Source organism: Streptomyces naganishii JCM 4654, assembly GCF_014650575.1.
GTDB lineage: Bacteria > Actinomycetota > Actinomycetes > Streptomycetales > Streptomycetaceae > Streptomyces > Streptomyces naganishii.
The window spans coordinates 47,397-70,793 of the sequence record NZ_BMVF01000010.1 but is presented as its reverse complement, the minus strand read 5'-3'; the positions used below and the strand labels follow the sequence as shown (position 1 = coordinate 70,793).

Annotated in this window: 23 protein-coding genes; 11 read left to right on the top strand and 12 right to left on the bottom strand. The window is 72.7% G+C overall.

Annotation, left to right across the window (positions count from 1 at the left end; translation table 11 throughout):
- The first annotated feature begins 7 nt into the window (after positions 1-7).
- From IE217_RS19590 to IE217_RS19580, 3 genes are all read left to right on the top strand, one after another.
- Positions 8-943, top strand: coding sequence for an ROK family protein (locus tag IE217_RS19590; RefSeq protein ID WP_190179195.1), 936 nt, complete (start codon positions 8-10; stop codon positions 941-943).
- A gap of 7 nt (positions 944-950) precedes the next feature.
- Complete coding sequence (gene nagA / locus IE217_RS19585; protein ID WP_190179194.1) at positions 951-2,093, top strand: N-acetylglucosamine-6-phosphate deacetylase; 1,143 nt, start codon at positions 951-953, stop codon at positions 2,091-2,093.
- A 122-nt stretch (positions 2,094-2,215) separates the two neighbouring features.
- A complete protein-coding gene (locus IE217_RS19580) occupies positions 2,216-3,145 on the top strand; it encodes a 1-phosphofructokinase family hexose kinase (RefSeq protein WP_190179193.1) in 930 nt (309 codons plus the stop codon).
- A gap of 40 nt (positions 3,146-3,185) precedes the next feature.
- On the opposite strand, the gene IE217_RS19575 is transcribed toward IE217_RS19580, so the two are convergent.
- Together IE217_RS19575 and cdgB are read right to left on the bottom strand one after the other, a co-directional pair.
- Complete coding sequence (locus tag IE217_RS19575; RefSeq protein ID WP_190179192.1) at positions 3,186-4,130, bottom strand: CBM35 domain-containing protein; 945 nt, start codon at positions 4,128-4,130, stop codon at positions 3,186-3,188.
- A 118-nt stretch (positions 4,131-4,248) separates the two neighbouring features.
- On the bottom strand, positions 4,249-5,901 hold the full coding sequence (gene cdgB, locus IE217_RS19570; RefSeq protein WP_190179191.1) for a diguanylate cyclase CdgB: 1,653 nt from the start codon (positions 5,899-5,901) through the stop codon (positions 4,249-4,251).
- Positions 5,902-6,248: 347 nt separating this feature from the next.
- Between cdgB and IE217_RS19565 the strand changes: the two genes are divergently transcribed.
- Both IE217_RS19565 and IE217_RS19560 read left to right on the top strand, forming a co-directional pair.
- Positions 6,249-6,839 (top strand): flavin reductase family protein, encoded by a 591-nt coding sequence (locus tag IE217_RS19565; RefSeq protein ID WP_190179190.1) that lies wholly within the window; start codon positions 6,249-6,251, stop codon positions 6,837-6,839.
- A 48-nt stretch (positions 6,840-6,887) separates the two neighbouring features.
- Positions 6,888-7,361: a GNAT family N-acetyltransferase gene (locus IE217_RS19560; protein ID WP_190179189.1), complete on the top strand. Its 474-nt coding sequence runs from the start codon at positions 6,888-6,890 to the stop codon at positions 7,359-7,361.
- Here the strand turns inward: IE217_RS19560 and arfB are convergent.
- Entirely contained in the window at positions 7,358-7,795 is a 438-nt protein-coding gene (gene arfB / locus IE217_RS19555) for an alternative ribosome rescue aminoacyl-tRNA hydrolase ArfB (protein ID WP_190179188.1), read from the bottom strand. The genes IE217_RS19560 and arfB overlap by 4 nt on opposite strands.
- A 208-nt stretch (positions 7,796-8,003) precedes the next feature.
- On the opposite strand from arfB, the gene IE217_RS19550 reads away from it, so the two are divergent.
- Positions 8,004-8,579, top strand: coding sequence for a TerD family protein (locus tag IE217_RS19550; RefSeq protein WP_190179187.1), 576 nt, complete (start codon positions 8,004-8,006; stop codon positions 8,577-8,579).
- Positions 8,580-8,702: 123 nt separating this feature from the next.
- Positions 8,703-9,215, top strand: a complete 513-nt coding sequence (locus tag IE217_RS19545) for a GNAT family N-acetyltransferase (RefSeq protein ID WP_190179186.1) — start codon at positions 8,703-8,705, stop codon at positions 9,213-9,215.
- Positions 9,216-9,219: 4 nt separating this feature from the next.
- On the opposite strand, the gene IE217_RS19540 is transcribed toward IE217_RS19545, so the two are convergent.
- Positions 9,220-10,635 (bottom strand): M1 family metallopeptidase, encoded by a 1,416-nt coding sequence (locus tag IE217_RS19540; RefSeq protein WP_190179185.1) that lies wholly within the window; start codon positions 10,633-10,635, stop codon positions 9,220-9,222.
- A 40-nt stretch (positions 10,636-10,675) separates the two neighbouring features.
- On the opposite strand from IE217_RS19540, the gene IE217_RS19535 reads away from it, so the two are divergent.
- A complete protein-coding gene (locus IE217_RS19535; RefSeq protein WP_190179184.1) occupies positions 10,676-11,176 on the top strand; it encodes a hypothetical protein in 501 nt (166 codons plus the stop codon).
- 12 nt (positions 11,177-11,188) lie between these two features.
- Here IE217_RS19535 and IE217_RS19530 read toward each other — a convergent pair whose 3' ends face one another.
- Positions 11,189-11,893 (bottom strand): pentapeptide repeat-containing protein, encoded by a 705-nt coding sequence (locus IE217_RS19530; RefSeq protein ID WP_190179183.1) that lies wholly within the window; start codon positions 11,891-11,893, stop codon positions 11,189-11,191.
- Positions 11,894-11,967: 74 nt separating this feature from the next.
- Between IE217_RS19530 and IE217_RS19525 the strand changes: the two genes are divergently transcribed.
- Positions 11,968-13,560: an MFS transporter gene (locus tag IE217_RS19525; RefSeq protein ID WP_190179182.1), complete on the top strand. Its 1,593-nt coding sequence runs from the start codon at positions 11,968-11,970 to the stop codon at positions 13,558-13,560.
- Between the two features lie 111 nt (positions 13,561-13,671).
- Here the strand turns inward: IE217_RS19525 and IE217_RS19520 are convergent, their stop codons facing one another.
- The 3 genes from IE217_RS19520 to IE217_RS19510 all read right to left on the bottom strand — a co-directional run bounded on the left by IE217_RS19520 (position 13,672) and on the right by IE217_RS19510 (position 18,575).
- A complete protein-coding gene (locus tag IE217_RS19520) occupies positions 13,672-16,317 on the bottom strand; it encodes a glycosyl hydrolase (protein ID WP_190179181.1) in 2,646 nt (881 codons plus the stop codon).
- A 176-nt stretch (positions 16,318-16,493) separates the two neighbouring features.
- Positions 16,494-17,900: an NAD(P)/FAD-dependent oxidoreductase gene (locus IE217_RS19515; protein WP_190179180.1), complete on the bottom strand. Its 1,407-nt coding sequence runs from the start codon at positions 17,898-17,900 to the stop codon at positions 16,494-16,496.
- A 9-nt stretch (positions 17,901-17,909) separates the two neighbouring features.
- Positions 17,910-18,575 carry a rhomboid-like protein gene (locus IE217_RS19510; protein WP_229865413.1) on the bottom strand — a complete coding sequence of 222 codons (666 nt, stop codon included), beginning with the start codon at positions 18,573-18,575 and terminating at the stop codon, positions 17,910-17,912.
- A gap of 123 nt (positions 18,576-18,698) precedes the next feature.
- On the opposite strand from IE217_RS19510, the gene IE217_RS19505 reads away from it, so the two are divergent.
- Positions 18,699-19,757: a right-handed parallel beta-helix repeat-containing protein gene (locus IE217_RS19505; protein ID WP_190179179.1), complete on the top strand. Its 1,059-nt coding sequence runs from the start codon at positions 18,699-18,701 to the stop codon at positions 19,755-19,757.
- A gap of 66 nt (positions 19,758-19,823) precedes the next feature.
- The gene (locus tag IE217_RS19500; protein ID WP_190179178.1) at positions 19,824-20,852 is read left to right on the top strand and encodes a methyltransferase; all 1,029 of its coding nucleotides are present in this window, start codon (positions 19,824-19,826) and stop codon (positions 20,850-20,852) included.
- Positions 20,853-20,941: 89 nt separating this feature from the next.
- On the opposite strand, the gene IE217_RS19495 is transcribed toward IE217_RS19500, so the two are convergent.
- From IE217_RS19495 to IE217_RS19480, 4 genes are all read right to left on the bottom strand, one after another.
- Positions 20,942-21,274: a TcmI family type II polyketide cyclase gene (locus IE217_RS19495; RefSeq protein ID WP_189705845.1), complete on the bottom strand. Its 333-nt coding sequence runs from the start codon at positions 21,272-21,274 to the stop codon at positions 20,942-20,944.
- A 46-nt stretch (positions 21,275-21,320) separates the two neighbouring features.
- A complete protein-coding gene (locus tag IE217_RS19490; protein ID WP_190179177.1) occupies positions 21,321-21,806 on the bottom strand; it encodes an SRPBCC family protein in 486 nt (161 codons plus the stop codon).
- A gap of 3 nt (positions 21,807-21,809) precedes the next feature.
- Complete coding sequence (locus IE217_RS19485) at positions 21,810-22,067, bottom strand: acyl carrier protein (protein ID WP_189705843.1); 258 nt, start codon at positions 22,065-22,067, stop codon at positions 21,810-21,812.
- Positions 22,068-22,141: 74 nt separating this feature from the next.
- Entirely contained in the window at positions 22,142-23,392 is a 1,251-nt protein-coding gene (locus tag IE217_RS19480) for a beta-ketoacyl synthase N-terminal-like domain-containing protein (protein ID WP_190179176.1), read from the bottom strand.
- Between the last annotated feature and the right edge of the window lie 5 nt (positions 23,393-23,397).

Here is a 23,397-nt window from a genome sequence, read left to right as displayed (position 1 = left end):
GTCCCCCGTGGAACACGTCATCGCCCTCGATGTGGGCGGCACCGGGATGAAGGCCGCGCTGGTCGCGGCCGACGGCACGCTGCTGCACCAGGCACGCCGGGCCACCGGCCGCGAGCGCGGGCCCGACGCCGTCGTCGAGGACATCCTCGGCTTCGCCGCCGAACTCGCCGCCCACGGCGCGGACCGCTTCGGCACCCCGGCCGCGGCGGCCGGCGTCGCCGTCCCCGGCATCGTCGACGAGGAGCGGGGCGTGGCCGCCTACGCCGCCAACCTGGGCTGGCGCGACGTACCGCTGCGCGACCTGCTGGGCGAGCGGCTCGGCATCCCCGTCGCCCTCGGCCACGACGTGCGCACCGGCGGGCTCGCCGAGGGCCGCATCGGGGCCGGCCGGGGCGCCGACCGGTTCTTCTTCGTGCCGCTGGGCACCGGCATCGCGGGCGCCATCGGCATCGACGGCCGCGTGGAGGCGGGCGCGCACGGCTTCGCGGGCGAGATCGGCCACATCGTCGTACGCCCCGGGGGCACCCCGTGCCCGTGCGGGCAGCGCGGCTGCCTGGAGCGGTTCGCCTCCGCGGCGGCGGTCAGCCAGGCCTGGGCCGCGGCCTGCGGGGACCCGGACGCGGACGCGGCGGACTGCGCCAAGGCCGTCGAGTCCGGGGACGCACGGGCCGTGAAGGTGTGGCAGGAGGCCGTGGACGCCCTCGCCGACGGCCTGGTCACCGCGCTCACCCTGCTCGACCCGCGCATGCTGATCATCGGCGGCGGGCTCGCCGAGGCCGGGCAGACCCTGTTCGCCCCGCTGCGCGAGGCAGTCGAGCGGCGCGTGACCTTCCAGAAGCTGCCCGCCGTCGTCCCCGCCGCCCTCGGGGACACCGCCGGGTGCCTGGGCGCGGGACTCCTCGCCTGGGACCTGATCGACTCCCCTACGACTCCCCGGAGGTAACCACCTGATGGCCACTAGCAAGGTTCTCGCCGGTGCCCGGGTGGTGCTGCCCACCGGGATCGTGGACGGCGGCCGCGTGAGCGTCGAGGGCACGCGGATCGCCAGGAGCGCTCCCGAGGGCGCCGACATCCTCGACGTGAGCGGGCACTGGCTCGTCCCCGGCTTCGTCGACATGCACAACCACGGCGGCGGCGGGGCCTCCTTCTCCGGCTCGGCCGACGACGTGCTCACCGCCGTACGAGCCCACCGGGCGCACGGCACCACCACCGTCGTCGCCTCCACCGTCACCGACGACATGGGCGTCCTCGCCAAGCAGGCCGGGCTGCTGTCCGAGCTGGCCGAGCAGGGCGACATCGCGGGGATCCACTTCGAGGGGCCGTTCATCTCCCCGTGCCGCAAGGGCGCGCACTCCGAGTCGCTGCTGCGCGACCCGGACCCGGCCGAGGTCCGCAAGCTGATCGAGGCGGCGCGCGGCCGGGCGAAGATGATGACCCTGGCCGCCGAACTGCCCGGCGGCATCGACTCCGTACGGCTGCTGGCGGACCACGGCGTGATCGCGGCGATCGGGCACACCGACGCCACGTACGAGCAGACGGTCCGGGCGATCGACGCGGGGGCCACCGTCGCCACCCACCTGTTCAACGCGATGCCCGTCCTCGGCCACCGCTCCCCCGGCCCGATCGCGGCGCTGCTGGAGGACGAGCGGATCACCGTGGAGCTGATCAACGACGGCGTGCACCTGCACCAGGCCGCCCTCGAGCTGGCCTTCCACCACGCGGGCGCGGCCCGGGTGGCCTTCATCACCGACGCGATGGACGCGGCCGGCTCCGGCGACGGCCGCTACATGCTCGGCCCGCTGGAGGTCGAGGTCGCCGACGGGGTGGCGCGGCTGGTCGAGGGCGGCTCGATCGCGGGCTCCACGCTCACGCTGGACCGCGCGTTCCAGCGGGCGGTCACGGTCGACGGGCTGCGCGTGGAGGACGCGGTGGCCGCGCTGTCCGCCAACCCGGCCCGGCTGCTCGGCCTGGACGACCGGGTGGGCTCACTCGAGCCCGGCAAGGACGCCGACCTGGTGCTGCTCGACGAGGACTTCGGCCTCCGGGGCGTGATGCGGCACGGCGAGTGGGTGGTTGAGCCGCAACTGGGCTGATCCGTCCCGCCGAAGGGACCCGGCGGACCGTCCCAGGGCTGGGCGGTCCGCCGGGTCTTTGGCATGATCGAACCTCCGGAACACCGCGAACAGGCGCGCTTACTCGGGGGAGGTCGGACCTGGTGATCCTCACGGTCACGTTGAACACCGCTCTCGACGTCACCTACCGGGTGCCGGCGCTCAGGCCGCACACCTCGCACCGGGTGACCGAGGTGGGCGAACGGCCCGGCGGCAAGGGCGTCAACGTGGCCCGGGTGCTGGCGGCCCTCGGCCACGAGGTGACCGTCACGGGTTTCGCGGGCGGCAGCACCGGGCGCGAGCTGCGCGAGGGGCTGGCCGGGGTGCGGGGCGTGACGGACGCCCTGGCCCCCTGCGCCGGCCGTACGCGGCGCACGGTCGCCGTGGTCGACGAGCGCACCGGCGACACCACCCAGTTCAACGAGCCGGGCCCGGTCGTCTCCCCTGCCGAGTGGTCCGCCTTCCAGGACGTCTACGAGGGGCTGCTGGGCTCGGTGTCGGCGGTGGCGCTGTGCGGCAGCCTGCCGCCCGGACTGCCGGTGGGCGCCTACGCCGGTCTGGTGCGCACCGCGCGGGCCGCGAACGTGCCCGTGCTGCTGGACACCGGCGGGGAGGCGCTGCGGCGCGGGGTGGCGGCCCGCCCCGACCTCATCAAGCCCAACGCCGACGAACTGGCCGAGCTCACCGGCTCCCACGAGCCGCGCCGCGCCACCCAGGACGCCCGCCGGCGCGGGGCCCGCGCGGTGGTCGCCTCCCTGGGCGCCGAGGGCCTGCTCGCCCACACCCCGGAGGGCACCTGGCGGGCCGTCCCGCCCGCCCGTGTCCGGGGCAACCCGACCGGCGCCGGCGACTCGGTGGTCGCGGGCCTGCTCTCGGGCCTGGTCGAGCACCTCCCCTGGCCCGACCGCCTGACCCGAGCGGTCGCCCTCTCCGCAGCAACGGTCCTGTCCCCCACAGCGGGCGACTTCGACCGCCCCGACTACGAGGAACTGCTGAGCCGGGTGTCGGTGACCGGGGAGGCCAGCGCGGCGTGACGGGGCCGGCCGCGTGACGGGGCCGGCCCCGTGACGGGGGTCAGCCGCCGACCCAGCCCTTCACCAGCCACAACTGGTCGATGTCGGCATCGCACTGGTTGCCCTGCTCGCACGAGATCTTGATGGTGTTCGTGCCCTTGTTGAGCTGGACGTAGTTGTAGGTCTTCGTCCAGCCCTTCTCGTAGTCGCCCTCGGGTGCCCCCGCCCAGTTCTTCAGCTTGACGGGCTGCTCGGACACCGAGCCGTTGACCGTGAGGGTCGCGGTGCCGTCCTTGCCGGGGACGGTGTAGCCGACGTAGACGGTGTACTTGCCGTCGGCCGGGATGCCGTTGACGTTCCAGGTGACCGAGGCGCCGACGTTGTTGAAGTTCGTCACGTAGACGCCGCCGTCCGACCTGGCGCCCTTGACGTCGGAGGCGGTGCTCGCGCCGCCGCCGAGTTGGAGGGCCTTCGCGTCGCTCTTCGGGAGTTCCCCGGCGGGGGCCGCGGTGTCGGTCGTGGAGGGGCTGGGCCCGGAGCTCCGGGTGGCGGTCGGGGCGGTGCCGCCGGCCTTGTCGCCGCCGCTGTCGCCCTTGTCGCCGAGCATGGCCACGCTGATGCCGATGACGACCGCCGCGACCACGGCGATCGCGCCGATCAGCAGACCCTTGGTGTTCGGGCCCCGGCCGCGGCCGCCCCCGCCCTGCGCCTGCTGGCGGCCGGTGGGGGCGCCGCCGGGAAGCGTCTCCGGGGCGGCGTAGTGGGCGCTCGGCTGCCCGTAGGCGCCCTGCTGCTGCGGGACCTGCCCGTAGGCCGCCGTGGGGGCCTGCTGGGCCGCCTGCTGGCCGTACTGCCGCTGTCCGACCGCGCGGACCCGGTTGACCGAGCCCGGGTAGCCGTAGCCGCCGGAGGGCGGCTGGGCTCCGTTGGCCTGACCATCGGCGTACAGGTAGCCGAACGGGTCGTCGTCCTCGGGCGTGCTCGCGCCGTTGTTGCCGGGCGTCATCCCTTGGTACTCCTCAACAGTGCGGGGCGGATGCGGTACGTCGTGAGGATGGCGAGCCTACCCGCTCCGCGGGGCCCAAACGGGTGACTCGCGCCGCATCACCGCACTGACCTGCGGATCATCCTGCCCGGCGGTGCTGTTTGGGACGAGATCGTTTCTCGACGTACATCCGCTCGTCGGCCGACTTCAGGACTTCGTCGGCCGTCATGCCGCAGTGGGCCCAGCCGATGCCGAAGCTGGCGCCGACGCGGACGGCCCGGCCCTCGGCGCGGATGGGCTGGATGATCTCGTTGCGCAGCCGCACGGCGAGGTCCTCCGCGTCGGCGCGGCCGAGGCCGTTGGCGAGGATCACGAACTCGTCGCCGCCCAGCCGGGCCACGGTGTCGCCGTCCCGCACGCCGTTGCTCAGGCGCCGGGCGACCTCGATGAGGACGGCGTCGCCCGCGTTGTGCCCGAACCGGTCGTTGATCGACTTGAAGCCGTCGAGGTCGCAGAAGAGGACCGCGAGCCCCTTGGTGCCGTCGTCCCGGTCGCCCTCGGGGGCGACGGTGTGCACGTGGTGGTCGTAGGCGTCGTACGACTCCGTGCCGGGGCGGAAGTCGAAGCCGTGGCCGGCGACGTCGTAGCCCGGGTGGCCGTAGGCCGCGTCCAGGGTCTCCAGCTCGCCCGCGTGCGCCGGGCGGCGGCACAGGCGGGCCGACAGGCGGGCGCGCAGCTCGGCGGAGTTGGGCAGGCCGGTCAGCGAGTCGTGGGAGGCGCGGTGGGCGAGGTGCAGCTCGCGGCGCTTGCGCTCCTCGATGTCCTCGACGTGGGTGAGCAGGAAGCGGGGGCCGTCGGCGGCGTCGGCGACGACGGAGTTGCGCAGGGACACCCACACGTAGGTGCCGTCGCGGCGGGCCAGCCTGAGCTCGGCCCGGCCGCCCTCGGCGGAGGTGCGCAGCAGGGTGCCTATGTCCTCGGGGTGGACCAGGTCGGAGAAGGAGTAGCGGCGCATCGCGGCGGCGGGCCGGCCGAGCAGGCGGCACAGGGCGTCGTTGGTGCGCAGGATGCGGCCGTGCTGGTCGCCGCCCATCTCGGCGATGGCCATGCCGGAGGGGGCGTACTCGAAGGCCTGGCGGAAGCTCTCCTCGCTGGCCCGCAGGGCCTGCTGCTCGCGCTCCAGGCGGACCAGGGCGCGCTGCATGTTGGCCCGCAGGCGCGCGTTGCTGATCGCGATGGCGGCCTGGAAGGCGTACATCTGGAGGGCCTCGCGGCCCCAGGCGCCGGGGCGGCGGCCGTTGCGCGGGCGGTCAACGGAGAGCACGCCGAGCAGTTCGCCGCGCTGGCCGTCGGGGGCGCCCGGGGTGTACATGGGCGCGAAGAGCCGGTCGGAGGGGTGCCACTCGTCCTCGAAACGGGGGGCAGGGCCGTCCGTGTACCACTGCGGGACGTCGTCGTCGTCGAGGACCCAGCCCTCGGTGTGGGGTATGAACACCAGGCCGCCCCAGTGCTCGCCCATCTGCAGCCGCCGCTCCCAGGAGTCGCGCGAGCCGGTCCGGCCGGTGATCAGGGCCTCGGCGGCGGGGTTGCCGGCGAAGGCGGCGACGACGAGGTCGCCGTCGGGGCGCACGAGGTTGACGCAGGCCAGCTCGTAGCCGAGGCCGTTCACCACGCCGTCCGCGACGGTCTGCAGGGTGTCCGCCAGGCTGCGGGCGGTGTTCATGTCCGCCATGACCTGGTGCAGTTGCCGCAGGGTCGCAAGACGGACGTACGGCTCCGACTCGGTCTCCATGCTCGCCCTCCCCCCGAGACCTCGCAGCGAATCAAGGGTGCTCTTCGGCGTATCGTCTGTGCAGTCTCCGCCACTGAATCACAGCGTGAAGCCCACTCGGTACACAGGGTCAACAATTAGTGGCTCTTGTGACTCAAGTCACAGCGGAACGTGAACAATTGAGTGGAGTTTCTGCGGTTTCCCTGTGCGTTCACCGAACGCAAACTTTGTGGGCGTGTGGACATGATGCACGAGAGGTCCGCGGCAAGCGGGGCTTCGGTCCTAGGTCCGGCGTCCCCCGGGGCCTCGGTCCCGGCTCGGGCGGAGGCCCGATGCGAGCGCCGCGAGCGGGTGACTAGCGTTGATGTGTGCTGAACACATCCTTCGCGCCGTCCTCCGCCACCACCACCGCCACGCCCGCCTCCGGGCATGCTGAGGGGGTGACCGACGAGGAGTTCCGCGCCGCGATGTCCCGGCTGGCGGCCGGCGTGGTCCTGGTGACCGCGCAGGAGCCGCCGCTCGACCCGGACGACCCGCTGGCGCCGGGCGGCGAGGACGTGGGCATGACCGCCACGGCCTTCGTCTCGGTGTCCCTGGACCCGCCGCTCGCCCTGGTCAGCCTGCGCGAGGGCTCCCGCATGGACGACCTGCTCGCCGAGCAGCCGCTGTGGGCGGTGTCGATCCTCTCCGAGAGCCAGCGCCACATCGCCGGCCGGTTCGCCATGAAGGGCCGCATCAGCGACCGCCTCCTCTTCGAGGACATCCCCTACGTACGCGGCGAGGTGTCCGGCGCCCCCCTGGTCGGCGGCGCCCTCGCCACCCTGGAACTGCGCACCGAACAACGCGTGCCCGCCGGCGACCACACCCTGGTGGTGGGCCGGGTCCTGACGGCCCGGCTCCCCAGCGCCGACGGCGGCCCCCTCACATACTTCAAGGGCCGCTACCGCCAACTGGGCTGAGCCGTATTCCGGTGGCCCGGCGGTGATCACGCCGCCTAGGGTGCGCGCATGACGACCGCGCCCCGCCTCGAGGTGATCACCCCGCAGAACCTGGACGCCGCTCTCGGCATCGCCGTCCGCCCGGACCAGGAGCACGCGGTGTCACCGGTGGTGAACTCCCTCGCGGAGGCGTACGTCCACCCGGGCACCGCCTGGCCGCGGCTGATCCTCGACGGCGACCGTCCGGTCGGCTTCCTCATGGCCTTCCTGGACATCGACTGGCACGGCGACGGCAGCGTGATCCGCTCGGGCCTGTGGCGGCTGAACATCGCGGCCCGGGAGCAGGGGCGCGGGTACGGCCGCTTCGCGGTGGGGGCCGTACCCGCCGAGCTGCGCCGCCGGGGCGCCGGCCGGATGTACGTGACCTGGCATCCCGGCCCCACCGGCCCGGAGCGCTTCTATCTCGGGCTCGGCTTCCGAGCGAACGGCGAGACGAGCGGCGGCCAGACGGTGGGCGCGCTGGACCTCGCGGACAGGGGCTAGGTCCAGTCCCGTCCCGAGCGGCCGCGTTTGGTGTCGGAGCGCTGCTTCTTCTCGCGCAGGCGGCGCTCGTTGATGCCGCGCGGCACGCGGGTCGGTCTGCGGGGCCTGGGCGGGGGCGCGGTCGCCTCGGCGAGGAGGGCCGCCAGGCGTACGGCGGCGGCCTCGCGGTTGCGCCACTGGGAGCGGTGCTCGGAGGCGCGTACGAGGATCACGCCGTCGATCAGGCGGGGCGCCAGCCGTTCCAGGGCGCGCCGCTTCCACACCTCGGGCAGGGCCTCGGTGTTCGCCAGGTCGAAGCGGAGCTCGACCTGTGAGTCGCTGGTGTTCACGTGCTGTCCGCCGGGCCCCGAGGACCGCGAGAAGCGCCAGGCCAGCTCGGCCTCGGGGAGCGCGACGGAGCCGCGGATGAGATGGGGACCGGACATGTCACCCATGTTCCCGTTCCCGACCGGGCCACGTCACCCGGTTTTCGCGGCCGCCCCCGCTCGCCCTCCCGGCCGCGGCCGGGCCCTGACGGGGTGTTCGACGCGGGTTTGGTAAAAAAGGTAAAGAGATCCGGAACCGTGCGGACCCCCCTCGGCGTTCATAGAGGTGGCGGTAGCTTCGTCCGCACAACGCAACGAGGGAAGGGACTCCCACACCATGGCTGTAAGCCTCTCCAAGGGCGGCAACGTCTCGCTCACCAAGGAAGCTCCGGGCCTGACCGCCGTCACCGTGGGCCTGGGCTGGGACGTCCGCACCACCACCGGCACGGACTTCGACCTGGACGCCTCCGCGATCGCGGTCAACGCGCAGGGCAAGGTGTACTCCGACGGCCACTTCGTCTTCTTCAACAACAAGCAGACCCCGGACAACACCATCGTCCACACCGGCGACAACCGCACCGGCCAGGGCGAAGGCGACGACGAGGCGATCAACGTCAACCTCGCCGGTCTCCCGGCCGACATCGACAAGGTCGTCTTCCCGGTCTCCATCTACGACGCCGAGAACCGCGGCCAGAACTTCGGCCAGGTCCGCAACGCCTACATCCGCATCGTCAACCAGGCCGGCGGCGCCGAGATCGCCCGCTACGACCTGTCGGAGGACGCCGCCACCGAGACGGCCATGGTCTTCGGCGAGCTGTACCGCAACGGCGCGGAGTGGAAGTTCCGCGCCGTCGGCCAGGGTTACGCCTCGGGCCTGGTCGGCATCGCCAAGGACTTCGGCGTCAACGTCTGACGGACCCCGCGTCAGCGCACCGGCGCAGCGGAGTCCCGGCCCGTCCCGGGCCGGGGCTCCGGCCGTTCGGCGGCCCCCGTGAATGGCGCGGCGGCGCGGGGCACCCCGCGATACCTTGCCCCGGTGATCCTCGAACCCCTCTCCCCCGGCCCCGAGCGGGAACTGCCGGGCGAGCTGCTGACCGAACTCACCGCGCTGTACGCCTCCAACCGCGACTTCCACGCGCTCAGCGGCGAGTTCCCCGACCCGGACGACATCCGCCCCGAGCAGGTCGCCGCCGCGCTCGCCGAGGACTCCGCGGACCCGTCCGCGGAGGTGCTGCTCGCCCGCAGCGAGGGGCGGCTGGTCGGACTGGCCATCACGCTCGGCCACCACCCCGATCCCGCCGACCCGGACCCGTGGATCGGCCTGCTGATGGTCGACGCGTCGGCCCACCGCCAGGGCCACGGTCGCCGGCTCGCCGCGCTCGTGGAGGACCGCTTCCGCGCCTCGGGCCGCGCCGCCGTACGCCTCGCCGTCCTGGAGAACAACCCCGGCGCCCTCGCGTTCTGGACCGCCCTCGGCTACGAGGTGATCGACCACCGAAAGGACCGCCAACTGGGCCGTCCCTGCGCGGTGCTGCGCAAGGAGCTGTGAGACCTCACGGACGGGCGGGCTTGCCGTCCCCGTACAGCCAGGTCTTCCAGATCGGGCCGAAGTCCTTGCCGGGCGCCTGCTTCTCGACGTAGGCGGTGAACTCGGCGGTGTCCGCGTTGCCGTGCCGGTGGGCGGCGGCCCAGCCCTTGAGGATGCCGAAGAAGGCGTCGTCGCCGACCAGTTGGCGGATCTTGTGCAGGACCATCGCGCCGCGCTCGTAGACCGGCCGGTCCGAGATGTGCGCGGCGTCGCTCGGCCGGGCGGGCGGGTAGGACCACAGGGCCTTGTTGTCGGCGTCGTCCCCGAAGTAGTCGCCGCGGTAGAGGGAGTCGAAGGTCTGCTGGCAGGTGTCGCCGCCGTGGTCCTCGTCCCACAGCCACGACGTGTACGTGGCGAACCCCTCGTTGAGCCACATGTCCCGCCAGCTCCTCGGGGTGACGGAGTCGCCGTACCACTGGTGGGCGAGTTCGTGGACCACGGTGTTCAGCTCGGGGGCGCCCGCGAAGACGGGCCGGTTCTGGGTCTCCAGGGCGTAGCCCGCGTCCCCGGGCCGGTCGACGATCACGCCGGTGGAGGAGAAGGGGTACGGGCCGAAGGTGTGCTCCTCCCACTCCACGATCTCGGGAATCCTCGCCAGGACGGCGCGGCTCGCCTGCGACTGGGTCGGGTCGACGGCGACGTACAGCGGCAGGCCGTCCTTGAGGGTGCCGCGGGTGATGTCGAAGTGGCCGATCGCGACGGTGGCGAGGTAGGTGGCCATCGGTTCGGCGGTGTGCCAGCGGTACGTCCTGCGGCCGCCGTCGGCCGTGTCGCTCTTCAACTCGCCGTTGGAGACGGCCTGGAGGTCCTTCGGCACGGTGACCGAGATGTCGTAGGCGGCCTTGTCGGAGGGGTGGTCGTTGCCGGGGAACCACGCCATCGAGCCGGTCGGCTCGCCGAGGGCGAGGGCGCCGTCGGCGGTGGGCAGCCAGCCCTCCTCGGAGCCGTCGGGGTCGGTGATGGTCTGCGGGGTGCCGGAGTAGCGGACCGTCACGGCGAACGTCGCGCCCTGGGCGAGCTCGTCGTGCGGGCGGACGGTGAGCTCCTGGCCGGCGCGGCTGAAGCGGGCCGGTGTGCCCTCGACGGTGACGCTGTGCACGTCCAGGCCCTTGAGGTCGAGGTCGAAGGCGGACAGGTCCTGGCCGGCCCGGGCGGTGATCACGGCCGTGCCGGTGAGGTGGCGGCGGGCGGGGTCGTAGTCGAGGGTCAGGCCGTAGTGGCTGACGTCGTAGCCGCCGTTGCCCGCCTTGGGGAAGTACGGATCGCGCAGGCCGGCACCGCCGGGGGTGCCGTGCACTCCGCCCTCGCAGGCGGTCAGGGTGAGGGCGAGGACCGCTGTGGCGGCAGTGGCGGTTCGGACACCCGGTGCGGATCGGTACACGAGTGCGATCCTATGCGGGGGCCGTGGGACGATCACCTACGTGCTCGACATCGGCTACGCCCTCTCCAACCGCTTCCCTGACCCTCCGCAGACCGACTACCGGCGTGCGGACGTGCGGGCGCTGCGGCACGACCTGTTCTGCGGTGATGTGTACCTGGCGGACACGGAGGCGGACCGCGAGCTGGCCACGGCCTGGGGATGGGTGCCGGTGCTCGACTTCGCGTGGGCGCTGTGCGACATCGTGGAGCGGCTGGACCGCGACCCGGCCGGGTCGCGCGCCTCGCGCCCGCAGCGGGCGGAGCTGGACTTCACCGAGTCCACCGACCGGATGCTCTTCGAGCGCCGCTTCGGCTGGGTCGACATCGAGGCCGACTGGATGCCGGCCGACGAGGCACCGCTCACCTTCTCCCACCGCGACCTGCGCAAGGAGGCGCGAGACTTCCTGCACGACCTGATCGCCGACCTGGTGGACATGCACGAGGACCTGGGCGAGAACCCGGCCGTCTGGACCCTCCAGGCCCGCTTCCCCCGCCTTCCCTGACCGCGACCGCGTTCAGTCCTCCACCCGCACCCCCAGGGCCGCCGCCAGCACCGGGGCCAGGTCCAGCAGCTGGCCGGTGCTGATCACCGCGCCCGCGAGCCGGTCCACCCCGCGGGCGATCTCCAGGGGCGCGGCCGCGCGCAGGTCGACGTCGACGAGGGTGGCCGCGGTGAGGTCGGCGCCCTTGAGCACGCAGTCCACGAACTCCACCCGCTCGAGACTCGCGCCCCCGAAGTCCGGCTCGACCAGTACGCAGCCCTCGAAGACGACGTCCCGGAGCCTGGCCTTGCGCAGGTTCAGATAGTCGATCTTGCCGCCCCGGACGCGCACCCGCTCCAGGACCGAGCCGTGCAGCTGCACCCCGCCGAGGCGGGCGTCGGCCAGCTCCACGTCCCGCAGGGTCGACTCCGCGAGGTCGGTGCCCACACCCCGTATGCCGGTGAGGACCGAGTCGAACAGGCGGGCGTGGTGCAGCGAGGTGCCGTCCAGCACGCAGCCGGTGAGCGCGCAGTCCATGAAGCGGGCGCCCGCGCCGTCCTGCCCGGTGAGGTCCGCCTGGCCGAACTCCAGCCCGTCGTAGTCCCCGTCCGGGGCCAGCCCTGCCCCGTCGTACGCCTCGAGCGCGGGCAGCCGCACCTCGGGCCGGCGCGCGGCCTTCACCCGGGCCCGGCCGTCACCGCCCGCACCGCCCCCGCCGTTCGTCGCTCTTCTCGCCATGGCCCCATGCTGCACCACGCCACTGACAATGCCCGGGGGATGCGTTACGGACCGATTCATGATGTTCTGTCCAGATGAGTATCACCCGAAAAGGTGAATCCTCCCTCGCCGACCGACCGATAGCCCACCACGCCGGCGCCTCCCACCACGGGAACCCGCTGCGCTCCCCGCACCCCGGTTACCGCCCGCGGCACGCCCGCGCCGCCGACGCGCACCGCTGGTGGGCCCTGGTGGTGATCGCCCTCGCCCAGTTGATGGTCGTGCTCGACGCGACGATCGTGAACATCGCGCTCCCCTCCGCGCAGCACGCCCTGAACATGTCCGACGCCAACCGGCAGTGGGTCATCACCGCCTACACCCTCGCCTTCGGCGGGCTGCTCCTGCTCGGCGGGCGGATCGCCGACCTGGCCGGCCGCAAGCGGACGTTCGTGATCGGGCTGATCGGCTTCGCCGGCGCCTCCGCGCTCGGCGGGGCGGCCACCTCCTCCGGCATGCTCTTCGGCGCCCGCGCCCTCCAGGGCGCCTTCGCCGCCGTGCTCGCCCCCTCCGCGCTGAGCCTGCTGACCACGACGTTCACCGATCCACGCGAGCGCGGCAAGGCGTTCGGCATCTACGGCGCGCTGGCGGGCAGCGGCTCGGCGATCGGGTTCATCGTCGGCGGCCTGCTGACCGAGTACCTGAACTGGCGCTGGTGCCTGTACGTCAACGTGCCGATCGCGATCGTCGCGGTACTCGGCGCGTTCGCCCTGCTGCACGACCGGCCCGGCCGCACCGGCGTCCGGCTGGACGTGCCCGGTGCGGTGCTGGGCTGCGGCGGCCTGGTCGCGGTCGTCTACGGCTTCAGCGAGGCCCAGCCGCGCGGCTGGACCGACCCGCTGGTGCTGAGCCTGTTCGCGGTGGGCGTGGCGCTGCTCGGCGCGTTCGTCTGGTGGCAGCGCAGGGCGCCGGTGCCGCTGCTGCCGCTGCACATCGTGCGGGAGCGCAACCGGGCCGGCTGCTTCCTGACCATGCTGCTGGCGGTCATCGGCATGTTCGGGCTGTTCCTGTTCATGACGTACTACCTCCAGGAGATCCTCGCCTACTCGCCGCTCAGGACCGGCCTGGCGTTCCTGCCGCTGACCGTGGCGATCGTCATCGGGGCCACCCAGATCTCCGCCCGGCTGCTCCAGCGCGTCGCCCCGCGCGCGCTCATGGTCCCCGGCATGGTCCTGGCGGCGGGCGGGCTGCTGCTGCTCACCCGGCTGACGGTGGAGTCGGAGTACACGAGCGAGGTGCTGCCGGCGCTGGTGCTGATGGGTCTCGGCATGGGCCTGACCTTCATGCCGGTGTTCGCCACCGCCACCGCGGGCGTCGCCCCGCAGGACTCGGGCGTGACCTCCGCGACGGTGAACACCTCGCAGCAGGTCGGCGGTTCGATCGGCACCGCGCTGCTCAACACGATCGCCACCACGAGCAGCACCGCCTACATCGCGGCCCGTCTGCACGGGCCCGCCGACCGGGCCCGGGTGGTGCCGGAAGGGATCGTGCACGGCTACACGGTCGCCATCTGGGTGGCCGCGGCCGTCATGCTGCTCGCCGCGCTGACCGCGGGGCTGATGGTGACGGCACGTGCGCCGGGCCACGGGGCGCCGGCCCAGCGGGAGGCCGTACCGGAGCCGGTGGCCTGAGGGACGGGCGCCGGGCCCGCACGGGACGGGCGCCGGGCCCGCGCGGGGGCTGGAGAGCCCGCGAGGGGTGGGGAGGGGTCCCTGCCGGGGCCCCTCCCCGTGAGCGTTCGGTCAGCGCAGGTGGCGCGGGTCGATCGCCCATATGCCGCGGCCGTGGGTGGCCGCGTAGAGCAGGCCGTCAGGGCCAGTGCGCAACTGCATGACCGCGGTGGTGGGCAGGTTGCCGCCCGCCACCTCCCAGCCGTGCGACCAGGGGGTGCGCACGAGCACGCCGAGGTCGGTGCCGAGCACGACCGTGCCGCCCTTGAGCAGCGCGACCGAGTTGGCCGGGATGTCCGGGAGGTTGCCGGAGACGTCCTTCCAGGTCACTCCGCCGTCCTGGGTCTCGAACAGGTGACCGACGCCCGCTCCGGGGCCCTCGGTCCACTTGCGGGAGAAGCCGTTCACGGCGAGCAGCACGTGGTCGCTGTCGGCCGGGTCTACGGCCAGCCCGGACAGGTAGCGGTTGGGCACCGTGCCGTCGACCGGGAGGGTCAGCTGGTGCCAGCCGGTGCCGTCGGCGTTGCCGACCGCGATGCCCCGGGTGAAGCCCTGGTTGTTGCAGGGCCCGCACCAGGCCGCGTACACCTTGCCGCCGGAGGAGGCGACCGCCGTGGCGGTGTGGCCCGCGCCGAGGTCGAAGGCCGAGGTCCACTCGCTGCCGCTGCGGATCGCCCAGCCCTTGGTGTTGATCCACACGTGCCGGCCGCCGGCGACCCAGGTGTTCTTGTCCTTGATGTCGGCGTTCAGCGGGGCGATGAAGCGGGCCTCGCTGGTGGCGTTGTCGGGCGGGGCGACGGACCAGGTGGTCGCCTTGGACGGGTCGGTCATCCAGGAGCCGTCGTTGACCGCGCAGTTCTGGGTGACGGACACCGCCAGGTAGACGTACTCCTGTGCGGTGTTGCAGCCGTTGGCCGGGTCGGTGATCGTGTCGCCGCCGTCGCCGCCGAAGTTGGAGCCCATCACGCGGTCGCCGGGGCGCAGGACCGACTGGCCGTTGTCCTGGAGGCCGCCGGTGACGTCGACGCCGCGGGAGGCGGGGTCGGCGCCGATGCCCACCGAGTAGTACTGGAGGGCGTCCATGGTGCCGTCGTTGAGCGAGGTCCAGTCGGTGGCGTGGCCCTCGGCGTCGGCGCTGCCGTTCAGCGGGCGCCGGAAGGCGCCGCCGTCGTCTCCGACGACGACGTACGGGGTGCCGTGGTCGCTGCCGATGGTCACCGCGTGCTGGTCGGCGTGGACGGTGGAGGGGCAGTCGCCGGACTGCTTGGCCGGGTCGATGGACCAGCACTTGAAGCCGAAGTTCCAGTACGGCCCCGGCACGGTCCAGGACGCGCCGCCGTTCTTGGTCTCGAAGACCTCCTCCAGGCCGGCGTACAGGTGGTCGGGGTTCTTCGGGTCGACCGCGAGGAACTGGTTGTACCAGGCCTGGATGCCGGGCTCGTATCCGGCGCCGGTGAGCGCCGAACCGGAGTCGCGCAGCTGCTTGTAGTCCGCGATCCGGGTCCAGGGACCGGTCGGCGAGCCGGACTTCGAGACGTAGATGCCCGCCAGGCCGCTGTCGGGGTTGGCGGCGGTCTGCGCCGGCGACTGGTCGATGGCGTAGTAGCGGGAGCCGTCCGCGCTGCGCGCGAAGGTGACGTTGCCGACGTCGGCGCTGTCGCTGGGCAGGTCTCCGAGCCCGGTCAGCCGCTGCCAGCCCGCGCCGCCCTTGGCGTCCTTGGCGTAGAAGCCGTTGTAGGCGTCGCCGCCGCGCCAGCCGACCGCGAGGACGACCTTGTCCGGGTTGGCCGGGTCGACGGCGATGTCGTTGGCGATGTTCTTGTACGCGGCGCCCGGGTCGGAGGCCTTGGCGCCGCCGGGCAGGTAGTCCGGGTTGGGCGCGAACTCCAGCTTCCAGGGGCCCTTGAGGTTCTTCGTGGAGTGGCTCCACACACCCCGCGTGGTCGCCGCCCACACCTTGTCGCCGGCGAAGCGCAGCGCGTGGATCGACGTCGACTCCAGCTCGTCGCCGCCGACCCGGTCGCGCCGGGAGAAGCTGCCGTGCCGGGGGTCGGCCAGGACGTAGACGCCGGTGCCGAGGAAGGCGGTGGAGCTGGTGTTGGCCTCGCCGGTGGCGTACCAGAGCCGGCCGCCGCCGTCGAGTTCGAGGTCGCCGGTGGACAGCGCGGGCAGCCGGTCGGAGATCTCGGTCCAGTGGCCGCCGCCGGTGCGCGAGCGGAAGACGCCGCCGTTGGCGGAGCCCGCGTACACGTAGCCGTGGTCGTCGGCGGCGAGCCCGGTGACCCTGCCGGTCACGCGGCCCGCGCCGCCGCTGGAGTTGGAGTTGACGTCCCGGTAGCGGGGGTCGTCGGAGTCGTAGGGCAGCCGGGTGACGTCCCGCCAGGTGCCGCCGGTGCGCGGCAGGTCGCGCAGGGCGTCGTAGGCGGCGCCGTAGGCGCCCGGGGCGACGATGCCGGGCGAGGTGCGCGCCTCGGCGTACTGGTCGGCCTGTTCGGCGATCTCCTCGCCCTCGTTGCCGCCCCCGTCACCGCCGTCGTCGGCGAGGGCGTGGCGTCCCTTGTGCTGCTCGTTCAGCTGGGCCTGGTGGCGCAGGGCGCGTACCCCGAAGGGGTCGTTGCCGCGTCCCGCCGCCTGGGCCTGGGTGATGGTGAGGCCCAGCGCGGCGGTCGTGATGAGGACCGCCGCTGTTCGTCTTCTTCGCCGGCTCGTGGCCGTCATGAAGTGCCCTCCCCTATGGAGCCGTGGCGTACATGACACATACGGCACACAGCATCGGTGCGACGGCGGTGGCGGGAGGTGTTGGTGACGGCAATCAGCGCGTAAAAATTCGGCCGTTCCACAAAGCAGCGTACAAGCGGGTAAAGGGGCGGATACCGCGAGGAGTTGACCGGCCGTCAGCCGCGGCCGGCCACCCGGTCGGCGACCCTCGCCAGGCGTGAGGAGCGGGCGCTGTGGCTGAGCAGCTCGCGCCGGTCGGCGGTGCGGTAGGTGGCGTACATGCCCTGCACGCCCAGCCAGCGCAGCGGCTCGGGCTCCCACTTGCGCACCTTGTGGCCGGTCCACGGCAGCGCCGTCAGACCGGTCGGCCCGGCCTGGCCGGAATCGAACCGCACGAGGTCGCTCAGGGTGCGGGCGGCGAGGTTGGTGGTGGCCACGCCCGAGCCGACGTAGCCGCCCGCCCAGCCGAGGCCGGTGGCGCGGTCCAGGGTGACGCTCGCGCACCAGTCGCGCGGCACGCCGAGGACGCCGGACCAGGCGTGCTCGACGCGCACCCCGGCGAGGGCCGGGAAGAAGCCGACGAGGATGTCCCGCAGCGCCTCGACGGTCTCCGGCTGGGTGCGGCCGTCGTTGTCGGTGCGCGAGCCGAAGCGGTACGGCACTCCGCGCCCGCCGAGCGCGATACGGCCGTCGGCGGTGCGCTGGGCGTACATGTAGGCGTGCGCCATGTCGCCGAGGGTCTCGCGGCCCGCCCAGCCGACCGCCGCCCACTGCTCGTCGGTCAGCGGCTCGGTGGCGATCATCGAGGAGTTCATGGGCAGCCAGGTGCGGCGCTGGCCCTTGAGGGAGGCGGTGAAGCCCTCGGTGCAGCGCAGCACGTAGGACGCGCGGACGGTGCCGTAGGGGGTGACCGCGCGCTGGGGGCGGATCTCGGTGACCGGGGTCGCCTCGTGGATGGTCACCCCGAGCGCCTCGACGGCCGCCGCGAGGCCCTTGACCAGCTTGGCCGGGTTCAGCCGGGCGCCGTGCGGGGTCCAGGAGGAGCCGACGGCGTCCGCGACCCGGACGCGCTCGGCGGTCTCCCGGGCTCCGTACAGCTCGCGGTCCTTCTCGCCGAACGCCAGCTCGTGCTCGTGGAAGGCCTTCAGGCGGGCCAGCTGGGCGGGGGTGCGGGCCACCTCCAGGACGCCGCCCTTGTGGACGTCGGCCTCGATGCCCTCCTCGGCGGCGACACGGATGACCTCGTCCACGGTCTCGTTCATGGCCCGCTGGAGCCGAACGGCGGCCTCCTGGCCGTGCAGCTTCGCGTACCGGTCGCGGCCGGCGACGCCGTTGTAGAGCCAGCCGCCGTTGCGGCCGGAGGCGCCGTAGCCGCAGAACTTCTGCTCCAGGACGGTGATCCGCAGGAAGGGCGCGGCCTTCTTCAGGTAGTAGGCGGTCCACAGGCCGGTGTACCCGCCGCCGACGATCGCCACGTCGGCGTGTGTGTCGCCCGTGAGCGGCTCGCGCACCGCGGGGAGACCGTCGTGCGCGAACCAGAAGGAGACGCCACCGTTGACGACACTGCTCGACCAGCTGCTCATGGCCGGACGCTAACGCCTGAGGGCGGCCAGTGTCTCCTTCGGATTCCATGCTTTTCCGCAGCCCCTGACCAGCGGATAACAGCCGAGACCGATCAGTACGGCGGTGAAATGCCCGAGATCGGTGAAGGTGCGCCCGGTCACCAGCGGCAACCCGTAGAAGGCCAGCACGGCGGCCAGGTACACGTACCGCCACGGCGGCGCGATCCGGTAGGTCAGCACCCCCACCACCCCCGACAGCGCGTAACTCACGCCCACGTCCAGGGTGTTGACGGCCGACTCGGGCGCCACCCGGCGCTGGATCGCCCACAGCAGCGCGCCCTCGCTGATCAGCGTCGCCAGCACGTGCGCGGCCACGCACACCGCCAGCCAGCGCAGGGTGCCGAGCCACCGCTCGGCCTGCGCGTGGAAGACCGTGAAGAGTGCCGCGTACGGCAGCCACAGACCGCTCGCGATCCACATGGCGCTGGAGAAGAGCACCCGCACCGGGTTGTCCGACAGCTCGTGGATGTTCGTCGACCGCTGCCGCAGGAAGTCCTCCTCGAAATCCGGCGACATCCGGTGCAGCGCCACAGTGGTGACGAACAGGATGAGCAGCCACACGTACGTCCCCGGAGCACTGCGCACGTACGCCCGCACCCTCCGCCCCGCCCGCCGCGCCGCGCTGACCCCGCTCACACGCGCAAGTATGGTCACCGGGACGACCAGGGCGCCCGTCGAGCTCACCGCTTCCAGGCATGACACGCCCCCGGACGGACCATCACCGGTCCTGACGGGTTATCAGGTCATACCGTACAGAATATGACGAAACGCTACATCGCTCTGCTTGTGAGCGCCGCCGCGCTCGTCGGCTCGGGCATCGCAGCCGCCCCGCCGATCCAGTTCCCGCGCACCCACCTGGTGCACTTGGGCGAGTCGATCCAGAAGGCGGTGGACGCCGCCCAGCCCGGTGACACCGTCCTGCTGATGCCCGGCACCTACCACCAGAGCGTCAAGGTGACGACGCCCGGGCTGACCCTGCGCGGCATGGGCCCCGGAACCGTCCTGGAGCCGGCCACGAAGGCCACGGACGACTGCGGAAAGCGCGGCAACGGCATCTGCGTGGCCGGCACCAAGACCAAGCGCCTGACGGGCGTCACGGTCTCCGACCTGACCGTGACCGGCTACTCCCGCGCCGGCTTCATCGCCGTCGGGGCCGACGGGCTGGCCGTGCGGCGCGTCAACTCCGTCAAGAACGGGCTGTGGGGCTTCGCCGAGGAGCGCTCCGAGCACAGCACCTACCAGGCGAACACCGCCCGGAGCAACGGCGACGCCGGCCTGTTCCTGGCCAACACGATCACCGCTGAGAAGGGCGCCACCGACACCAAGGGCACCCTGATCGCCCACAACCGCCTCGAGGGCAACCGGATCGGCGTCACCGTCCGGCGGCTGCGCAACCTCACCGTCTCCGCCAACGAGATCAGCGGCAACTGCGCGGGCGTCTTCCTCGTCGGCGACGAGAACAAACCCAAGGCGGGCGCGCTGACCGTGCGGGACAACCGGGTCGTGGAGAACAACAAGTACTGCGCGAAGACCGCCCGGCTGCCCTTCCTCCAGGGCTCGGGCATCGTGCTGACCGGCGCCGAGGACTCCAACATCAGCCGCAACACGGTCGCCGGCAACGTGGGCAAGTCCCCCCTGTCGGGCGGCGTCGTGCTCTACAAGAGCTTCGTCGGCGCCACCAGCGACCGCAACCACATCGCCGACAACACCCTCCAGGCCAACTCCCCCGCCGACCTGGTCAACCAGGAGAGCACCAAGCGCGGCAACGTCTTCGAGCACAACTCCTGCGCGGCCTCCAAGCCCGCGGGCCTGTGCTGAGGCCGCAGTCCCCGTAGCCCGTGCCCCCGCCAAGCCGCGGGGGCCGAGAAGGAAGGAAGGCGGCACATGACGACCGCTCAGACCGCCCCACCGCCGTCCATGCGGCTCAGGGAACTCGCGTTCGGGGCGGCATGTGCCGCCGCCCTCCGCGCCGCCGCGCGCCTGGGCGTGGCCGACGCGCTCGGCGACACCCCCATGACCGCGGAGGACCTCGCGGCCGCGGTGAAGACCGAGCCCAAGCCGCTGCGCCGCCTGTTGCGCGCGCTGACCTGCTACGACGTCTTCAGCGAGCGGCCCGACGGCACCTTCGCGCACACCGGCATGTCCCGACTGCTGCGCGAGGACGACCCCGGCAGCCTGCGCTACATCACCCTGTGGTGCACCGAGCCGTGGACCTGGGACGCCTGGCCCAGGCTCGACGAGGCGGTGCGCACCGGCCGCAACGTCGTCGAGGACCTGTACGGCAAGGAGTTCTTCGTCTACCTCAACGAGGACGCCCCCGAGTCGGCGGACGTCTTCAACCGGGCCATGACGACCTCCAGCAAGCAGTCCGCGCGCGAGGTCGCCGAACTGCTGGACCTGTCCGGGGCCTCCTCGGTCGCCGACATCGGCGGCGGCCAGGGCCACGTCGTGGCGAGCCTGCTGGAGAAGTACCCGGCCATGCACGGCACGCTGCTGGACCTGCCGCGGGTGGTGGACAACGCCGACCCGAGGCTGCGCGAGGGCGGCTCGCTGGCCGGCCGGGTGGACATCGTGCCCGGCGACTGCCGGGAGTCCGTCCCGGTCACGGCCGACGTCTACATCATCAAGAACATCCTGGAGTGGGACGACGAGTCCACCGCCCGCTGCCTGCGCAACGTCATCCGGGCGGGCGGCCCCAAGGCGCGGGTCGTGGTCATCGAGAACCTCGTCGACGACACCCCGTCGATGCGGTTCTCCACCGCGATGGACCTGCTGCTGCTGATGAACGTCGGCGGGGCCAAGCACACCACCGGCTCCATGGTGAGCCGGCTGGAGGCGGCCGGCCTCGTCATCGACGACATCCGCCCGGTCAACCCCTACCTGCACGCCTTCGACTGCACCGTCCCGGTCTGACCGGCACCGGCGAGCGGCACGGCGACGGCCGCCGGGCCCGCGGGGATCCGCGGGCCCGGCGGCCGTTTCCCGTCCGTCCCCGGCCAGGTTCAGCCCCGGCCGTCGCGCTCCCAGACGTAGAAGCGGTGCGCCATGGCGTCCTTCGGCGAACGCCACGTCTGCGGGTCGTACGCGCTGACGTACGCCGACAGCCGCTCGCTGATGTCCCGGAACTCCGGGTGCCCGGCCACCTTGGCGATGGCGGGCCCGGGGTCACGGTCGGCCTCGACGAGGTGCATGTACACATCGCCGAACTGGAACAGGCTGCGCCGGGTGACGCCGACCAGGTGCGGCAGCTCGCCCCGGTCGGACTCCTCGAAGATCTTGGCGATGTCCGGGGCCGAGCCCGGCGCCATCCGGGCCACGATCAGGGCCTGGTGCATGGGCGTTGTCCTCCTCCTACGGTCCGGCTCACTGCGGTCCGGACGATCAGTCGGTGCTCAGGGCCGCCTCGGGCCGGCGGCCCCCGCGGGCGGCCTGCTCGACCTTCTCCTTGATGAGGGCCATCTGGACCTTGGAGTTCTTGTTGATGTTGTCGGTCATCCAGTCGTCGTCGACCGGCGCGTCCGGCTTCATCGCGAAGTCCTGCGTCCACACCATCCGCGTCCCGGCCGGCACCTCCTCGTACCGCCAGTGGATGTCCATGTGGTCGAACGGCCCGGTCTCCACCCGCCGCGCCCTGACGGTGAGCGTCGCCCGGTCCGGCTCACGCTCGGAGACCCAGCTCCACACGGTGCCGTTCTCGTCGGGGTGCATGGTCAGCCGGAAGGTGCACTTGTCGCCCTCCTGCTTCAGGATCTCGGCGGAGGCGTACTCGCTGAACAGCTGCGGCCACTTCTCCACGTCGTTGGTCATGTCCCAGACCAGGTCCACCGGCGCCGCGATGGTGATCTCGTTCTCGGTGTGTCCGGCCATCTCTTACGCTCCTGCCAGAAGGGTGCTGTTGACGAGGTCGAGGAACTTCCGGGGCGTCTTGCAGCGCTCCGCGTCGGCGGGCATCGGCGTACCGTGCCGGTTCTCCAGCTCGCCGACGATGCCGAGCAGGCCGAGCGAGTCGATGCCGAGCTCGTCGAAGCCCCGGTCGGGCCGGTCCGCCAGCTCCTTGGGGCTGACCGTGATACCGGCCGCCTTCTTCATGAGTTCGGACAGTTCTTCCACGGTGATTCGGACACTCATGCGGATCCTCTCCTTTTCGCTCCCGGTAGCTCCCGGTCGCCGGACGCGGCTCCCGGTACCTGCGGGCGGCCTCGCTAGGAGGCCTCGGCGGCGCCGTGCCGCAGCAGCAGCGCCGAGTTCGAGCCCATGAGGCCCCGGCTGAGGACCAGCGCGGTACGCACCTCGGCGGCGCGGGCCCGGCTGGTCACCAGATCGAGGTCATGGCAGATGTCGGCGACGTTCGGGGTGGGCGGGATCAGTCCGTGCTCCATCGCCAGGACCGCCGCCGCCGCGTCCAGCACCGGCGCCGCGCAGTAGCCGCGCCCGATGCCCGTCTTCGGCGCCGTGACCGGCACCCGCCGCCCGTGCGCGCCGAGCGCGTCCGCGATGGCCAGGGCCTCGGCCCGGTCGGCCTCCGGCACGCCGAGCGCGTCGGCGAAGACCACGTCGACCTCCTCCGGCGCGCACCCGGCCTCGGCCAGCGCCCCGCGGATCGCCTCGGCGAGCCCCTCACGGGACAGCTCCCAGCGGGAGGCGCCGGTGAACGTCGCCGCGTGCCCGGCGACCGTCGCCCGCACCGGCACGCCCCGCTCCCGGGCCGCGCCCGCCTCCTCCACGACGAGCATCGCGCCGCCCTCGGCCGGCACGAACCCCGACGCCGCCTCGGTGAACGGGCGGTAGGCCCGCTCCGGGTCGGACACCGGGCTCAGCTCCTCGTAGCCGAGCTGGCACACCATCGAGTACGGGGCCAGCGGCGCCTCCGTCGAGCCCGCCACGATCACGTCCGTGCCGCGCCGCACCGCCCGCGCGGCGTGCGCCAGCGCGTCCAGGCCCCCGGCCTCGTCGGCGGCCACCACCGAACAGGGCCCCTTGAAGCCGCGCCGGATGGAGATCTGGCCGGTGCTCGCCGCGTAGAACCAGGCGATCGACTGCCAGGGGCCCACGTAACGGCTGCCCTTGCCCCACAGCTTCTGCAGCTCCCGCTGGCCGAACTCGCCGCCGCCGGACCCGGCCGCCGTGACCACGCCGGCCGAGAACGGGGCGCCCCCGGTGGCGGCCTGGCCGAGCCGCGCCTCCTCCAGGGCCGCGTCGGCCGCCGCCATGGCGAAGTGCGTGAAGCGGTCGGTCTGGACGAGGTAGCGCTCCTCGATCGCCGCCGAGGCGTCGAAGGACCGCACCTCGCCGGCCACCTTCAGCGGCAGGTGCTCACAGCCCTCGCGGGTCACGCGGTCGAGGACGCTCAGGCCCTCCTGGGTGGCCTTCCAGAAGGTCTCGGTGCTCGTTCCGTTGGGCGCGACCACACCGATGCCGGTGACGGCCGCGCGCCGTTCATGGGATGCACTCATCGTGT

Coding starts and splice junctions, on each gene's coding strand:
- nagA (WP_190179194.1), top strand. CDS start 951: ATGGCCACTAGCAAGGTTCTCGCCGGTGCCCGGGTGGTGCTGCCCACC.
- IE217_RS19575 (WP_190179192.1), bottom strand. CDS start 4,130: ATGACGCCCGGCAACAACGGCGCGAGCACGCCCGAGGACGACGACCCG.
- cdgB (WP_190179191.1), bottom strand. CDS start 5,901: ATGGAGACCGAGTCGGAGCCGTACGTCCGTCTTGCGACCCTGCGGCAA.
- IE217_RS19560 (WP_190179189.1), top strand. CDS start 6,888: ATGACGACCGCGCCCCGCCTCGAGGTGATCACCCCGCAGAACCTGGAC.
- arfB (WP_190179188.1), bottom strand. CDS start 7,795: ATGGGTGACATGTCCGGTCCCCATCTCATCCGCGGCTCCGTCGCGCTC.
- IE217_RS19550 (WP_190179187.1), top strand. CDS start 8,004: ATGGCTGTAAGCCTCTCCAAGGGCGGCAACGTCTCGCTCACCAAGGAA.
- IE217_RS19530 (WP_190179183.1), bottom strand. CDS start 11,893: ATGGCGAGAAGAGCGACGAACGGCGGGGGCGGTGCGGGCGGTGACGGC.
- IE217_RS19525 (WP_190179182.1), top strand. CDS start 11,968: ATGAGTATCACCCGAAAAGGTGAATCCTCCCTCGCCGACCGACCGATA.
- IE217_RS19520 (WP_190179181.1), bottom strand. CDS start 16,317: ATGACGGCCACGAGCCGGCGAAGAAGACGAACAGCGGCGGTCCTCATC.
- IE217_RS19515 (WP_190179180.1), bottom strand. CDS start 17,900: ATGAGCAGCTGGTCGAGCAGTGTCGTCAACGGTGGCGTCTCCTTCTGG.
- IE217_RS19505 (WP_190179179.1), top strand. CDS start 18,699: ATGACGAAACGCTACATCGCTCTGCTTGTGAGCGCCGCCGCGCTCGTC.
- IE217_RS19500 (WP_190179178.1), top strand. CDS start 19,824: ATGACGACCGCTCAGACCGCCCCACCGCCGTCCATGCGGCTCAGGGAA.
- IE217_RS19495 (WP_189705845.1), bottom strand. CDS start 21,274: ATGCACCAGGCCCTGATCGTGGCCCGGATGGCGCCGGGCTCGGCCCCG.
- IE217_RS19490 (WP_190179177.1), bottom strand. CDS start 21,806: ATGGCCGGACACACCGAGAACGAGATCACCATCGCGGCGCCGGTGGAC.
- IE217_RS19485 (WP_189705843.1), bottom strand. CDS start 22,067: ATGAGTGTCCGAATCACCGTGGAAGAACTGTCCGAACTCATGAAGAAG.
- IE217_RS19480 (WP_190179176.1), bottom strand. CDS start 23,392: ATGAGTGCATCCCATGAACGGCGCGCGGCCGTCACCGGCATCGGTGTG.